This window comes from Paracidovorax cattleyae (genome assembly GCF_900104515.1).
In the GTDB taxonomy this organism is placed as follows: domain Bacteria; phylum Pseudomonadota; class Gammaproteobacteria; order Burkholderiales; family Burkholderiaceae_C; genus Paracidovorax; species Paracidovorax cattleyae.
This window is the reverse complement of record NZ_FNJL01000030.1, coordinates 20,917-35,525: the sequence shown is the minus strand read 5'-3', so window position 1 is coordinate 35,525 and position 14,609 is coordinate 20,917. Positions and strand designations below refer to the sequence as shown.

The following is a 14,609-nucleotide window of genomic DNA, read 5'->3' as shown; positions in this document are numbered from 1 at the left end:
CGCGGCCGGTGTGGCACACCCTGCGTCCATGCGCAGCAGGTGGTCGATTCGCGAACCGGCGGGATGCCAGGAGCCGGACTCCGGCTACCGCCCCTTCAGCAATGCATGGCCACCCAGCAAAGGCATGTCGGGCAGCTCATTGGCTCCGCGGGGGCCCGGGCCGGCCGGAAAATGCTCCGCCAGCAGCGCCGACACTTCCTCCAGGGCCTGCGTCAGTCCGTCCTCGTAGCGTCCGGGCCGGAAGGCCTCGCCCATGCGGGCGGCCATTTCGCTCCAGGTCGCGGGCGGCACGGTCCGCGCGAGGGCCCGGTCGGCCACGATCTCGATCGCATGCTCGGCCAGCAGCAGGTAGATGAGCACGCCGTTGTTGTGCTCCGTGTCCCACACGCGCAGCTTGCCGAAGAGCGTGACGGCGCGCTCGCGCGCGGATGCCCCGCGCCACAGGTAGCTCGCCGGCAGCCCGCCTTCGGCGTAAATGCGGATCTGCCCCGTGTGCCGCGCCTCGCTGGCGGCCACGCGGCGCGCCAGGCGTTCGAGCAGGTCGGGCGGCAGCGCGCGGTGCAGTCCGCCTTCTGCCCAGCGGTGGCGCAGGAGCCGCACGATCCGGGCGGGCAGTCCCGGAGGATGCTTCGGTGCAGGGGGGCGGGAGGTGGAGGGCATGGAGCGGATCCGGTCCTGGATGTTGATGGGGAAAAGCGGCCTGGGAGGGAAAGGTCTACCAGTCGCCCGACGCACCGCCGCCGCCGAAGTCGCCACCGCCGCCCGAACTGAAGCCACCGCTGCCGCTGCTGCCTCCACCGCCCGGGCCGCCGCTCCAGCCGCCCATGCCGATACCGGTACCCAGGCCCGTGGAGAATCCGTCCCGCAATCCGCCGCGGCGGCCGGCCGCCACGCCGCGTCCGCCGAAGAGCCATGTATAGAGCAGCGCCACGGCGCCTGCCCCGGCCGCCAGCAGCACGCTGGCCGTGAACAGGAAGGCGATGAGGCCCGCTGCGCCGCCCATGAGCAGCCCGCCCGCCCGGTTGCCGAAAATGCCGCGGGCCACCGGGCCGCCGACCATCACCCCGAAGAACAGGAAGATCGCGAAATCGTTCCAGTCCACGCCGCGCTCGGCGCGGGCTGCCTGCGTGTGGCCCGTGGGCGCCGGCAGGTTCTCGCCTGCGATGCGCGCGCTGAGCTGCCCGAGCGCGGCGTCGATCCCGCCCGCGAAGCCGGCGCGGCGGGCGCGGCCGGTGCAGGGCGGGAGAAATCCACCGTCGGCGGCGTGCTGATCTGCGCCTCGTTCTGCACGGTGAAGCTGGGCTTGGGCTCGTAGCTGAACACCTTGGCCGTCAGGTTGGTCGGGAAACTGCGCGCGAGCACGTTGTACTCCTGCACGGTCTGGATGTACCGGTTGCGCGCCACGGTGATGCGGTTCTCGGTCCCCTCGAGCGTCACGCGCAGGTCACGGAACGCCTGGTTGGCCTGCAGCTGGGGATAGCGTTCGGCCACCACCATCAGGCGCGAGAGCGCCGACGACAGTTCGCCCTGCGCCTGCTGGAACTTGTTGAACGCCTCGGGGTTGTTCAGCGTCTCGGGCGTCACCTGGATCGAGGTCGCCTTGGCGCGCGCTTCCACTACCTTGGTGAGCGTGTCCTGCTCGAAGGCGGCCTCGCCCTTCACGGTGGCGACGATGTTGGGCACGAGGTCGGCGCGGCGCTGGTACTGGTTGAGCACTTCGCTCCAGGCGGCCTTGCTCTGCTCGTCCAGGCGCTGAAAGTCGTTGTAGCCGCAGCCCGAGAGGGCTATCGCGGCGGCGAGGGTGGCGATGAGGCGTTTCATGGTGTGCGGGCGCCGGGCGGGATTGCGAACGTTGGGGCGACGTGCCCTGGCCGCTCCGGCGCCGGGCCATTCTGCCGCAGCCGCCGGGCCTGCCGCGTCAGCGGGCGGCGCATGTGGCGGATCGGCCGCCCGACGGGCAGGATGCGCGGCGCGGCCGAATTTCCGACAATGGCGCACTTCCCGATCCGGCCCCGCCGGGGCCCCGATGCCAGGACACTCCACGATGAGCACACGCACTCCCTACCGCGCCGCCCTGGTGGGCGGATCCGCCGACGAGACCGAGGCCGCGTTCTACGAGGCGCTGCAGGCGGGCGACATCGACCGCCTCATGGCCTGTTGGGCGGAAGAAGACGACATCGTCTGCATCAACCCCGGCGGGCCCCGCCTGCTGGGCGCGGGCGCCATCCGGGCCGCCTTTACCGCCATGTTCGAGCACGGCGGGCTGCGCGCCCGGCCCGCGCAGGTCCACCGCGTGCAGGCCCTGGCCAGCGCCGTGCACAGCGTGGTCGAGCATGTCGAGGTGCGGTTGGAGGGCAGCACGCGCGAGGCGCTGGTGCAGTCCACCAACGTCTATCACAAGACCCCGCAGGGCTGGCGTCTGGTCGCCCACCACGCGAGCCCGGGCACCGTCCACGAGGCCGTGGCCGGCCCGGTGCCGCCGGTGCTGCACTGACGGGCCTGGAAGGCCGCACCATGGACTATGTAGCGCCCCGGTGGCTTCCCGGCGGCCACCTGCAGACCATCTGGCCCGCGCTGGCGTCGCGCCGCGCCGAGGGCGGCGTGCCGGCCTACCGGCGGGAGCGATGGACGGCGCCGGACGGCGATTTCGTGGACGTGGACTTCCTGGAGGCGCCCGCCGCGGCACCGGGGCCACCCCGGCCGCTGCTGGTGCTCTTCCATGGGCTGGAGGGCTCGTCGCGCAGCCACTATGCCGAGGCGTTCGCCGGCGTGGCGCGGGTCCGCGGCTGGGACTATGCCGTGCCGCACTTCCGTGGATGCAGCGGCGAGATCAACCTTGCGCCGCGCGCCTACCATTCGGGCGACCACGAGGAAATTGACTGGATCCTGCGGCGCATGGCACAACGGCAGCGGCCCGGCGGTGCCTCGGCCGGGCCCCGCGCGCCCCTGCTCGTGGCCGGAGTGTCGCTCGGCGGCAACGCACTGCTGCGCTGGGCGGGCGAGCATGGGCTGGAGGCCGCGCGCACCGCCGACGCGGCGGCGGCCATATGTTCCCCGCTCGACCTCGCCGCGGGCGGCCGTGCCATCGGGCAGGGATTCAACCGGCTCGTCTATACGCGCATGTTCCTGCACACCATGGTGCCGAAGGCCCTGGCCAAGTGGCGCCAGCACCCGGGCCTCTTCGACCGCGATGCCCTGCGCGCGGTGCGCGACCTGCACGCCTTCGACGATCTGTTCACGGCACCCCTGCACGGCTTCCGCGACGCGGACGACTACTGGCGCCGCGCCTCCGCCAGGCCCCTGCTGGGTGCGGTGCGCATTCCGGCGCTGGCGGTGAATGCGCTCAACGACCCGTTCGTTCCGGCGGACAGCCTGCCCCGGCCCGCACAGGCCGGCGCCCATGTAACGCTCTGGCAGCCGCCGCACGGCGGGCACGTGGGCTTCGCGTTCGGGCGACTGCCCGGCCATGTGCGGGCCATGCCCGAAGCCGTCGCCGAATGGCTGGCCGGGCAGGCGGGGCTGGCCGCACGTCCGCCGGGGCACGCACCTACGCCACCGTCGGCTGTGGCGGGCTAGGATCGGACCATGGATGACATCGTCAGGCAGGCCATCGCCAAGTGGCCCAACGTACCCGATTGCTATGGCTGGCTGGGCCTGGACGCGCGCGGGCGCTGGTTCATGCGCGACGACGCCGTGCAGGCGCAGGGCCCTTTTCCCCGGTCGCGCGGCGCCGTGCTGCAGCATGACAAGCTGATCGATTTCATCCACCGCAATTACGAGCCCGATGCCCGGGGGCGGTGGTTCTTCCAGAACGGGCCGCAGCGTGTGTACGTGGAGCTGGAGGCCACGCCCGTGGTGTGGCGCATCGAACAGGCGGGGGACGGTGGTGGCGGGGCCGACTTCTCCATCGTGGCGCACACCGGCCTGCGCTCGGCCGTGCAGGAATGCCTGCTCGACGAGTCCGGAAGGCTCTACCTGTTCGACGGCCGGGTGCTCGGCCTCGTGCATACGCTCGACATGGAACTGGCTGCCCGTGCGGTGGAGCAGGGGCTCTGGACGCCTGCGGACGTGCGCATGGACGAGTTGCCTCGGCGCTACGGCTATGTGCAGCGTCCTTCGGAACTGCGGTACTGATCCCGGCCGCGGCAGAGACCCAATAAGAAAGCCGGTCGGGCAGACCGGCTTTCACGGCAGACGGAAACCCTGGCGCCGGCTACTTGGCGGCGTTGGCCATGTATTCCACGGTGGCACGGATTTCCGCGTCCGATGCCTGGGTGCCGCCGCGCGGAGGCATGGCGCCCTTGCCGGCGATGGCGATGCGCGTCATTCCGTCGATCCCGTCTTTCAGGCGCTCGGCCCAGGCGGCCTTGTCGCCGAACTTGGGTGCACCGGCCACGCCGGCAGCATGGCACACCTGGCAGGCCTGCTTGTAGAGCGCTTCGCCCGCACCGGCCGCCACCGCGGCGGCAGGTGCCGTGGCTGCTGCGGCCGTGGGGGCCGCCGGAGCCTGCTGCGCTGCAGCCATGGCAGGTGCCGCGGGGGCAGCCGGGGCCGGGGTGCCGGATGCGCCGGTGGCGGCGGCCTGGGCTTCGGCGGAAGCGCCACCGGCGGCGGGGGCTGCCGGCTCGGTGAACTTGGCGCCGGCTGCGTTCGCCATGTAGGCCACGCCCCGGGCGATCTCGGTGTCGTTGAAGTCGCCTCCACCCTGGGGGGCCATGGCGCCCTTGCCGGCCAGAGCGGAATGCACCAGCGCCTCGAATCCTGTCTGGATGCGCGGGCCCCAGGCGGCGGCGTCGCCGAACTTGGGTGCGCCGGCGGCCCCGGTGGCGTGGCATGCGGCGCACTGGCCCTTGAAGACTTCCTCGCCGCTGCGCAGCGGCCGGTTGGCGTCGCGCACCTCCACCATGCCCACTTTCTGGATGCGCTCGGCCAGCGCACGCTCCGGGTTGCCCGAGCCCTGGGCCGGCTTGGTGCCCGAGGTGACGTAGATCACGAGGCCGATGATGGCGAAGACCGGTACCACGAAGCAGACGAACACCGTCCAGAGCAGCTGGCGGGGGGTCTTGATCGGGCCGGTATGCGCTTCTTCGTGGGGGGTGTCGCTCATGAGGGGGGCCTCTGTGGGTATGTCTGGCGGAACCAGCGGACGATTATAGGAAGCGCCTCCCGGGCCGGCCGTTAGGGAAAACGGCCAGCCGCAATACCCTTGCGCTGGGTCAAGGAGCCCGTTCAGTGTCCCCAATAACGGTACGGCGGCGTGTAGCGCCACACGTCGGTGTTCCAGACCTGGCCGCCGCTGCCGCCCTCGCAGGCGAAGCCGAAGCCCGAGAACACGTACATCTCGCCCATCACCGTGGCCGCGCTGGTGCGCTTGATTCGGGGAAAGGCGTCGCCCTGCGGCGCGAGGCGCCGCCATGTGGCCGTGTTCAGGTCCAGGCGCCACAGCGCGTTGGTGGGGTTCTGGTTGAACTGTGCGCCACAGCCCGTGGTGCCGCCCGGCTGGTCCCCTCCGGCGAGCAGCAGGCCGCTGCCCAGCAGCGCGTCCGCCCCGTGGTTCTGCGGTGGATCGACGTCCTCCCCCGGCACGGGCGTGATCTGCCGCCAGGCCAGTGTCCGCAGGTCGAGCGTCCAGGTGTCCCGCAGGAAGAGGGAGCTGCCCTGGCCGGTGGTGGCCTCGCCGCCGTAGAGCGCGACCTGCCCGCGCCAGGGCTCGCCGGTCACGGCGCCCGAGTAGCGGGGCGGTGGCGATCCCGGCGCGCCATGGGGCGACAGCTGCGTCCAGGTGCGCGTGGACACATCGAACCGCCACAGGTCGTTGAGCGTGCGGAACCCGGCCTCCACGCCGCCGAACACATAGAGCTGGTCGCCGGCGCGCCAGACCGTGGGGCACGCCCGCGGGCTCGGGGCCGGGGCGCCGCCGGGAGCCACGCCCGCCAGCGCTTCCCAGCGTCCGGCCCGCGCGTCATAGGCCCAGACGTCGCCCAGGGGCGTGAAGTCCGACAGGTCCGCGGCGTAGCGGGCACCGCCGAACACCACGATCCAGCCGCGTTGCGGCATGGCCACGCCACCGGAGAAGGCGCGCGGAGAGGGGATGTCGCCCGCGGGTGCCAGGCGCGTCCAGCGGTTGGCATGCACGTCGTAGCGGTGCAGGTCGTTCAGGAAGTCGTTGGTTCCGGCGCGGAAATCGTCCTTCACGCCGCCGAAGAGGTAAATGGCGCCCCGGAGTGCCGCGGTGACCGGCGCACTGCGCGCGGACGGGGCGCCTTCGCTGGAAAGCCGGGTCCACACGCCGTCGTCCTGATGGCCGGGCTTCGGTCCCGCCGTGGCGGCACAGGCCGCGAGGGCACAGGCCATGCCGACGAGGCTCCTGCGACGCAGGGCAGGCCCGGGGCTTGGACGCTGCGCTGCGGAAGGCGGATGGCCGGAAGGGGTGGACGATGGCGTGCGCATGGCGGGCTTTCTCCCTGCTGTTCTGGTGTGGTCGGGAGAGGGACGGTAGCGGCACGCCGAAACGCTGCAAGCGGTCTTCCGGCATGCAGTGCATGCACGTCCGTTGGAGTCGTGCGTTCCACGGATCGGGCGGCACGCCAAAAAAAAGGCGCCCGCAGGGCGCCTTGGAAGGGGTGGAAAGCCGGCTCAGGAGTTCGGCGCCGCCGTGCCGCCTGCCGCGGCCGGGGTCTCCTGGACTGCCGTCCAGCCTCCGCCGAGCACCTTGTAGAGCGACACCTGGTTCTGCAGCTGCAGAAGCCGTGTCTGCACCACCAGCTGCTCCGACGTGAACAGCGAGCGCTGCGCATCCAGCAGGTCGAGGTAGCTCGCCACGCCGTTGCGGTAGCGCAGGTCGGACAACTCGAAGCGCTTGGCATCCGCCGCGGCCTGCGCACGTTGCGCGGTGAACTGATCGCCCAGCGTGGCCTGCCCTGCCAGCGCATCCGACACTTCGCGGAAGGCCGTCTGGATCGATTTCTCGTACTGCGCCACGGCGATGTCGCGGCCCACGCGCGCGGAATCCAGCGTGGCCTGGTTGCGGCCACCGTCGAAGATCGGCAGGGCCAGCTGAGGTGCCAGCGAGAAGGCCCAGGAGCCGCTCTTGAAAAGCCCCGACAGCTCGTTGCTGACGGTGCCGGCGCTGGCCGTGAGCGAGATCCTCGGGAAGAACGCGGCCCGGGCCGCGCCGATGTTGGCGTTGGCGGCCACGAGCTGCTGCTCGGCCTGGCGGATGTCGGGGCGGCGCACCAGCAGGTCGGACGGCAGGCCGGCGGGCAGCGACGGCATGGTGGGTGCATCGGCCAGGCGCGTGCGTGCGTCGAGCGTAGCCGCGATGTCCTGCGGCAGCGGCTGGCCCAGCAGCAGGGCGAGCGCGTTCTCGTCCTGCATGCGCTGGCGTTGCTGCTGCGCATAGGTGGCGCGGGCGGACTGCGCGAGCCCCTGGGCCTGGCTGAAGTCGAGCTCGGAGCTCACGCCGTTCTCGAGCCGCAGCTTCGTGAGCTGCACGGACTCGTCCCGCGTCTGCAGCGTGCGGCGCGAGATGTCGAGCAGCTCCTCGTCGGCCAGCAGGTTGAACCAGCCGGTCGCCACGGAGGCGACCAGGCTGATCTGGGTGGCGCGGCGGGCTTCCTCGGTCGCGAAGTACTGCGCCAGGGCCTGTTCCTTGAGCGCGGCGATGCGGCCGAAGAAATCGATCTCCCAGGCGGATACCGCCAGGCCGACCTGGTAATTGTTGACGTACTGGCCGGTCGTGGTGCTCGGCTGGCGCGTTGCGTTCACCGCGGCGTTCACCGTGGGGAACTGCCCCGCGCGCTGGATCTGGAACTGCGCGCGGGCCTGCTCGATGTTGAGCGCGGCCACGCGCAGGTCGCGGTTGTTCTCCAGGGCCAGCGCGATCAGGCGCTGCAGCCGGGGATCGGCGAAGTACTCGCGCCAGTCGATGTCTGCAGCGGCCCGGGCGCCGTTCGGCGCGGCGGCGCCTGCGGCCGGATAGGCCGCGGGCACCGGCGCTGCCGGGCGCTCGTAGGTCGGAATGAAGCTGCAGCCGGCGAGCAGCGCCGCGGCGGCGGCTGCGCAGAGGAGGGGGCGCATGCCGGGGCGTGCGCGGTAGGTTGCTTGCATGGTGTTCTTCTCCTGCCGTTCGTGGTCGGGCTTATTCCCCATCCGTGGCATGCCGGTGCAGCTGTGCCTGGTGCGCGTCATGCTCCTGCTGGCGCTTGCTGCCCTTGAAGAAGGAGCGCACCAGCACGAAGAACACGGGCACGAAGACCACGGCCAGCACGGTGCCGGTGATCATCCCGCCGATCACGCCGGTGCCGATGGCGCGCTGGCTCGCCGAGCTCGCGCCCGAGGCGATGAACAGCGGCACCACCCCCAGGGTGAAGGCCAGCGAGGTCATCACGATGGGGCGGAAGCGCAGGTGGGCGGCTTCCAGCGCCGCGTCCAGCACGCTCTTGCCTTCGGCCTGCAGGTCCTTGGCGAACTCCACGATCAGGATGGCATTTTTCGCCGAGAGCCCGATGATGGTCACCAGCCCGATCTGGAAGTACACGTCGTTGGACATGCCGCGCAGCAGCGTCGCGAGCAGCACGCCGAGCACGCCCAGCGGCACCACCAGCATCACCGAGAACGGGATCGACCAGCTCTCGTACAGCGCTGCCAGGCAGAGGAACACCGCCAGCAGCGAGAACGCGTACAGCACCGAGGCCTGCGAGCCCGCGAGCTTTTCCTCTCGGGACTGGCCCGTCCACTCGAAGCCGAAGCCCGGGGGCAACTGCCCGGCGAGCTTTTCCATTTCCGCCATGGCGTCGCCCGTGGTGAAGCCCGGGGCCGAGTCGCCGGCGATCTTCATGGCGGGATAGCCGTTGTAGCGCACGGTCTGCATCGCGCCCGTGATCCAGCGGGTCGATGCGAAGGCGGACATCGGCACCGTCTGGCCCTGGGCATTGAGCACCGGCAGGTCGAGCACCGATTCCGGGCGCATCCGCGCCGCGGCATCGGCCTGCACCACCACCCGCTGCAGGCGGCCCTGGTTCGGGAAATCGTTGATGTAGGACGAACCCAGTGCCGTGGAGAGCGCGCTGCTGATGCTGTCGAAGCCCACGCCCAGGGCGTTCGCCTTGTCGCGGTCGATATCGATCTGCATCTGCGGGGCGTCTTCCATGCCGTCGGGCCGCACGCCCGCCAGCACCTTGCTCTGCGCGGCCATGCCCAGCATCTGGTTGCGGGCGGCGACCAGTGCGTCATGGCCCTGGCCGGCGCGGTCCTGCAGCCGGAAGTTGAAGCCCGTGCCGGTGCCCAGCTCGGGGATGGGCGGCGGGCTCAGCGCGAAGATGAATGCGTCGCGGATGCCCGAGAGCGCACCGTAGGCCCGGCCGGAGATCGCTGCTGCGGAATGCTCGGCGCCGGAGCGTTCGCTCCAGTCCTTCAGGATCACGAAGGCCAGGCCCGCGTTCTGCCCCTGGCCGGAGAAGGAGAAGCCTGCCACGGTGACGATGTTCTCGACCTCCGGCTGCTTGAGCATGAAGTCCTCGACCTGGTGCAGCACGTCGCTGGTGCGTGACTGCGCCGCGCCGGCCGGCAGCTGGATGTTGGTGATGATGTAGCCCTGGTCCTCGTTCGGCAGGAACGAGGTCGGCAGGCGCGTGTACACCAGCGCCACGGCGCCCAGCAGCACGGCATAGATGATCATCATGCGGCCGCCGCGGCGCAGCAGCTTGCCCATCCAGCTCTCGTAGCGGTGCGTGGTGCTTTTGAACGAGCGGTTGAACCAGCCGAAGAAGCCTTTCTTCTCGGCGTGGTGCTCGGGGTCGATGGGCGTGAGCAGTGTCGCGCAGAGTGCTGGCGTGAGCGACAGCGCCAGGAAGGCCGAGAATGCGATCGAGGTGGCCATCGTCGCCGCGAACTGGCGGTAGATGTTGCCGGTGGAGCCGGCGAAGAACGCCAGCGGCACGAACACCGAGATCAGCACCACGGTCACGCCGATCACGGCGCCCGAGATCTGGCCCATGGCCTTGCGCGTGGCCTGCAGCGGCGGCAGCCCCTCCTCGGCCATGATCCGCTCGACGTTCTCCACCACCACGATGGCGTCGTCCACCACGATGCCGATCACCAGCACCATGCCGAACATCGTCAGCACGTTGATCGAGAAACCCATCGCCAGCAGCGCACCGAACGTCCCCAGCAGGGCCACGGGCACCACGATGGTCGGAATGATGGTGTAGCGGAAGTTCTGCAGGAACAGGAACATCACGATGAACACCAGCACCACGGCCTCGATCAGCGTGTGCACCACCTTCTCGATGGACACGGAGACGAACTTGGACGTGTCATAGGGCACCACGTAGTTCACGCCCTGCGGGAAGAACTTCTTGAGTTCCTCGAGCTTGGCCTTCACGGCCTTGGCGGTCGCCAGGGCATTCGCCGACGGCGTGGGCTGCACGCCCAGGCCCACGGCCTGCTTGCCGTTGAGGCGTGCGCTGGTACTGTAGCTCTGCGATCCGAGCTCGATGCGGGCCACGTCCTTCATCCGCACGGCAGAGCCGTCGGTATTGGCGCGCAGCACCACGTTGCCGAACTGCTCGGCATTGTTGAGCTGCCCCTTCACGACGATGGTCGCCGACACCGGCTGGCCCTGCTCGGCGGGCAGGTCGCCCAGGTTGCCGGCGGACACCTGCACGTTCTGCGCGCGGATGGCGGCGTTCACCTGGTCGAGCGACAGGTTGAAGCCCTTGAGCTTGGCCGGGTCCACCCAGATGCGCATGGCGCGCTCGGCGCCGAACTGCGTGAGCGTGCCCACGCCGGCCACGCGCTGCAGCTCGGGCACGACGTTGCGCGCCGCATAGTCGTTCAGCGCCTCGATGCTCACGTCGGGGTTCTCCGTCGTGAGCATGGCGAACATCAGGAAGTTCGAACGCGACTGTTCCACGCGCACGCCCTGCTGCGTCACCGCGGAGGGCAGCCGCGGCGTGGCGCGCGAGAGGCGGTTCTGCACGTCCACCTGGGCCAGGTCGGCATTGGTGCCGGGCTCGAAGCTCAGCACGATCGTGCCCGTGCCGTTGGCCTGGCTGGTCGTCTCGATGTAGGCCAGCCCCGAGGCGCCGTTCATCTCGCGCTCGATCACGGCGAGCACGCTGTCCTCCAGCGTCTGGGCGTTGGCGCCGGGGTAGGTCACCGACACCTGGATGGTCGGCGGCGCCACGGCAGGGTACTGCGCGATCGGCAGCTTGGCGATGGAGATACCCCCGATCACCATGATGAAAATTGTGATGACCCATGCGAAGATGGGCCGTTCGATGAAGAACTTGGCCATGTGCCGCGCTCCGTGTTCTGGGGGTTACTGCTTCGCGGGGGCGGAGGCGCTGGAGGCGGTGGCCTGGGCTGCGGAGGCCCCGGCGGCGGGCGCCGATGCCCCGCCCGCGGGGGCGGCGCCTGCGGACTGCCAGGGCACGGGCTGCACCACGATCGGGTCGCCCGGCTTGCCGCGCGGCAGCTTCTGGAAGCCGTCCACCATGACCTTCTCGCCGGCCTTCAGGCCGTCCAGCACGACCCAGTTGGTACCCTGGGCCGGGCCGAGCTTCACGGGCCGCGGCGCCAGATGGTTGTCCGGGCCCACGACCATCACGGTATCGCCCTTGGCGGAGCGCGTCACGGCCTGCTGCGGGAGCAGCACGCCGTTGTCCACCTGGGCCTGCTCCAGGCGCACGCGCACGTACAGGCCGGGCAGCAGCTGGCGTTCGGGATTGGGCACCTCGGCGCGCAGCGTGACCTGGCCGCTGGTGGGGTCCACCGACAGGTCGGTGAACAGCAGCTTGCCCGTCTGCGGATGCACGCTGCCGTCTTCCATGACCACGCTCACCGATGCCGCGCCCTTGGAGGCCTGCTTGTACTTGCCGCTCGCCAGGCCCGCCTTGAGCTTGAGCGCGTCGGAAGCGGACTGGGTGAAGTTGACGTAGAGCGGGTCGATCTGCTGGATCACGGCGAGCTGCGTGGCTTCGCCCTGGCCCACCAGCGCACCTTCGGTGACCAGTGCCCGGCCGATGCGTCCCGAGATGGGGGCGGTGACGGCCGCGTAGCCCAGGTTGATGCGGGCCGTGGTGACCGAGGCGCGCGCTGCGGCCAGGTTGGCCTCGGCCGTCTTCTGGGACGCCACCGCGTTGTCGTATTCCTGCCGGCTCACGGCATTCACGGCCACCAGCGGCTTGTAGCGTTCGGCCAGCGCGCGGTTCTGGGCCACGTTGGCCTCTGCCTGGGCGACGCTCGCCTGGGCGCTTTCCAGTGAGGCCCGGTAGGGCGCGTCATCGATCGCGAACAGGCGCTGGCCTGCCTTGACGTCGCTGCCTTCCGTGAAGAGGCGCTTTTGCAGGATGCCGGCCGCACGGGCGCGGACCTGGGCCACCCGCGATGCCTCCAGGCGGCCGGGAAGCTCCGTCACCAGGCCCACGTCGCCCGGCGCGACCGTCACGACGCCCACTTGCGGGGGCGGGGGCGTGCCGCCCTGGCCCTGCTGGGCGGAGTCTCCGGACTTCCCGCAGGCCGCTAGGGTGGCGGCAGCAAGCAGGGCCAGGCAGAAAAGCCCCGACCGCGCTGTGCGGCGGAGCGGGGCGGCGGAGACAGCAGGTTCGACACTCAAGCGGTACATGGAAGTCCTTCCGGATCGGCGCAGGTGGAAAAGGCTGGCGCATGGCCTTGAGCAACATCAAAACCATGCAGCGGCCCTTGTATTTCGCCGGCATTATACATACAACCATGAATGTATAATTGTGGAATGCCGGGCCGCGGAGACGCGGGCCAAGATGCCCGTCCTTCGCCGCCAGCCCCTGCAGAACAAGGAGACACCCCACATGGCCCGACGTACCAAGGAAGATGCGGTCGCCACCCGCAACAGCCTGTTGGATGCTGCAGAACACGTTTTCTATCAGAAGGGGGTGTCGAACGCATCCCTGAACGACATTGCCCAGGCTGCGGGCGCCACGCGCGGCGCCATCTATTGGCATTTCAAGGACAAGGTGGACCTGTTCAACGCCATGATGGAGCGCGTGACGCTGCCCCTGGAATGCGCGAGCGACGAGTGTGCGGGCCACAACCGCATGTCTCCGCTGCAGCGCCTGCGGGCCGTGATCGACTTCGTATTGCGCAGCCTGGAAAAGGACGAATCCATGCGCCGCGTGTTCGAGATCGCGATGTTCCGAGTGGAATACGTGGGCGAGCTGTCCGCTGTGCGGGACCGCCACGTCGAGGCCAGCCTGGAGTTCCGCCGTCAGTTCGCCGTTGAGCTGGCCCTGGCGGCGAGTGACCAGGGGGTGGAGTTGCGGACTTCGGCGGACGTGGCGGCCGTGGGCCTGCAGGCGCTGTTTGACGGCCTGATGCAGGTCTGGATGCTGGGCGGTACGACTGTCGGCCTGGCGGAGACGGGCCGCGCGGCGGTGGATGCCTATCTGCGCGGCCTGGGTTTCGACGTGCCGGCCGGCTTCGATCCGCTGTCCGAAGGCATCCCCTGGAAGATTTGCCAGCCGCGCCGCAACGCCGTGCCATAATCCCGGTCTGGGCCGCAAGGGCCCGCATGCGGCTGTAGCTCAGTGGATAGAGTATTGGCCTCCGAAGCCAAGGGTCGTGGGTTCGATCCCCGCCAGCCGCACCAGATCTCCATTCCCCCTCTTCATGCAACGACCCGGACCCTGTCCGGATGGCGTTCGTGCGCGGCAACGCCGCGGTCCGGCTGCCCCCGGGGCGCCGCTCACCGCCCGCTGCCGGGCTCGGGCTCCTTCGCTGCGGGTTGCGGAACGCCTTGCGGGTCCGTGGCGGCAGCCCTGCCGGCGGCGGCACCGCCCACTGCCCCGGCCACGCCTCCCACGGCCACACCGACCACCACACCGATCGGGCCGGCCACGGCGCCGCCCACGGCTGCGCCGGTCGCGGCCCCCGCCATGACGCCGCCCCCGGCCAGGACGGAGCCGGCTTCGCGCTCGGCCTCCTCGGGCGTGAGGGGGACCTGCGCCGCGGGCCGCGGATCCTGCGACGGCACCCCGTAGCCTGGCCGGTGCTCCACGGGAATGCCGTCTGCGGAGGGGCCGACGCTGGTCGGCGGGGGCGTGGTGTTGTCGGGTTGCATGGCTTGCTCCTTGTGGTCGATGGATCGGATGGTCACGGCGGGCTTGTGCCCGCTGGAACCGTTGTATCGCCCATTCCGACCCCGCCGCGACGGCCTGGAGGTCGAAGCCGTGTCAGCGAATGCGCAGCGCCTGTCCTACACGGATCGGGCGTCTTGACTTGCGTCAATTTGACCGGGTCGCAGTGTGGTTTCCGCGTGCTTCCTGGCCTGTGGCTGGGGAGCGGGAGCGCGGGGCCGGCACCGCCGTGGGCGTTGTCGGGTCGGCGGACGCGCCCCCGTCCGACGGGCGGGGCGCCGGCTCCGATGCGCCAATGGGGTTCCACGCCCAGAAAGACGGAGGTCGCCATGTCCAAGTCCCATCGCCATTGCTCCGACGCCGCCGCGGGCCGCATCGCCGCGAAGCCCCGGGAGATCAAGCGGCGCCGGCAGCGCGAGGCCATGCTGCGGCCGGGAAACCCGTCACCCTGCTTCCCCGATCCCGAGCCCCCGGTGTGGAAACCGCTGGGCTGAG

At 70.4% G+C, this 14,609-nt stretch carries 12 protein-coding genes, 1 tRNA gene and 2 pseudogenes; 6 read left to right on the top strand and 9 right to left on the bottom strand.

Going from position 1 to position 14,609, the window contains the following annotated elements:
• Nucleotides 1–84 precede the first annotated feature (84 nt).
• The 3 genes and pseudogenes from BLR05_RS20425 to BLR05_RS20415 all read right to left on the bottom strand — a co-directional run.
• Complete coding sequence (locus BLR05_RS20425) at nucleotides 85–660, bottom strand: TPM domain-containing protein (protein ID WP_092838150.1); 576 nt, start codon at nucleotides 658–660, stop codon at nucleotides 85–87.
• A gap of 55 nt (nucleotides 661–715) precedes the next feature.
• Nucleotides 716–1,222 (bottom strand): annotated as a pseudogene (locus BLR05_RS20420) (TPM domain-containing protein); the annotation flags it as partial.
• A 14-nt stretch (nucleotides 1,223–1,236) separates the two neighbouring features.
• A pseudogene (locus BLR05_RS20415) lies at nucleotides 1,237–1,821 on the bottom strand (LemA family protein); the annotation flags it as partial.
• 223 nt (nucleotides 1,822–2,044) lie between these two features.
• Here BLR05_RS20415 and BLR05_RS20410 point away from each other — a divergent pair.
• From BLR05_RS20410 to BLR05_RS20400, 3 genes are read left to right on the top strand one after another with little or no spacing between them, the layout of a single operon-like run.
• Entirely contained in the window at nucleotides 2,045–2,494 is a 450-nt protein-coding gene (locus BLR05_RS20410; RefSeq protein WP_092838147.1) for a YybH family protein, read from the top strand.
• A gap of 20 nt (nucleotides 2,495–2,514) precedes the next feature.
• Nucleotides 2,515–3,576, top strand: coding sequence for a YheT family hydrolase (locus BLR05_RS20405; RefSeq protein WP_092838144.1), 1,062 nt, complete (start codon nucleotides 2,515–2,517; stop codon nucleotides 3,574–3,576).
• A 9-nt stretch (nucleotides 3,577–3,585) separates the two neighbouring features.
• Nucleotides 3,586–4,134 carry a DUF2946 family protein gene (locus tag BLR05_RS20400; RefSeq protein WP_092838141.1) on the top strand — a complete coding sequence of 183 codons (549 nt, stop codon included), beginning with the start codon at nucleotides 3,586–3,588 and terminating at the stop codon, nucleotides 4,132–4,134.
• Between the two features lie 79 nt (nucleotides 4,135–4,213).
• On the opposite strand, the gene BLR05_RS20395 is transcribed toward BLR05_RS20400, so the two are convergent.
• The 5 genes from BLR05_RS20395 to BLR05_RS20375 form a co-directional block, all read right to left on the bottom strand.
• A complete protein-coding gene (locus tag BLR05_RS20395; RefSeq protein ID WP_092838138.1) occupies nucleotides 4,214–5,107 on the bottom strand; it encodes a c-type cytochrome in 894 nt (297 codons plus the stop codon).
• A 122-nt stretch (nucleotides 5,108–5,229) separates the two neighbouring features.
• Nucleotides 5,230–6,354, bottom strand: a complete 1,125-nt coding sequence (locus tag BLR05_RS20390) for a Kelch repeat-containing protein (RefSeq protein ID WP_225979062.1) — start codon at nucleotides 6,352–6,354, stop codon at nucleotides 5,230–5,232.
• 282 nt (nucleotides 6,355–6,636) lie between these two features.
• Nucleotides 6,637–8,109 carry an efflux transporter outer membrane subunit gene (locus BLR05_RS20385; protein ID WP_092838256.1) on the bottom strand — a complete coding sequence of 491 codons (1,473 nt, stop codon included), beginning with the start codon at nucleotides 8,107–8,109 and terminating at the stop codon, nucleotides 6,637–6,639.
• A 31-nt stretch (nucleotides 8,110–8,140) separates the two neighbouring features.
• Complete coding sequence (locus BLR05_RS20380) at nucleotides 8,141–11,299, bottom strand: efflux RND transporter permease subunit (protein WP_092838133.1); 3,159 nt, start codon at nucleotides 11,297–11,299, stop codon at nucleotides 8,141–8,143.
• 24 nt (nucleotides 11,300–11,323) lie between these two features.
• Nucleotides 11,324–12,628 (bottom strand): efflux RND transporter periplasmic adaptor subunit, encoded by a 1,305-nt coding sequence (locus BLR05_RS20375; RefSeq protein ID WP_092838130.1) that lies wholly within the window; start codon nucleotides 12,626–12,628, stop codon nucleotides 11,324–11,326.
• A 202-nt stretch (nucleotides 12,629–12,830) separates the two neighbouring features.
• Here BLR05_RS20375 and BLR05_RS20370 point away from each other — a divergent pair, with 202 nt between their 5' ends.
• Both BLR05_RS20370 and BLR05_RS20365 read left to right on the top strand, forming a co-directional pair.
• Nucleotides 12,831–13,523: a TetR family transcriptional regulator gene (locus tag BLR05_RS20370; RefSeq protein ID WP_092838253.1), complete on the top strand. Its 693-nt coding sequence runs from the start codon at nucleotides 12,831–12,833 to the stop codon at nucleotides 13,521–13,523.
• A gap of 28 nt (nucleotides 13,524–13,551) precedes the next feature.
• A tRNA-Arg gene (locus BLR05_RS20365) sits at nucleotides 13,552–13,627 on the top strand.
• A 96-nt stretch (nucleotides 13,628–13,723) separates the two neighbouring features.
• Here BLR05_RS20365 and BLR05_RS20360 read toward each other — a convergent pair.
• Nucleotides 13,724–14,098, bottom strand: coding sequence for a bacteriocin (locus BLR05_RS20360; protein WP_244160144.1), 375 nt, complete (start codon nucleotides 14,096–14,098; stop codon nucleotides 13,724–13,726).
• A gap of 345 nt (nucleotides 14,099–14,443) precedes the next feature.
• Here BLR05_RS20360 and BLR05_RS26640 point away from each other — a divergent pair, with 345 nt between their 5' ends.
• Nucleotides 14,444–14,608, top strand: a complete 165-nt coding sequence (locus BLR05_RS26640; RefSeq protein WP_167361307.1) for a hypothetical protein — start codon at nucleotides 14,444–14,446, stop codon at nucleotides 14,606–14,608.
• Nucleotide 14,609 lies beyond the last annotated feature (1 nt).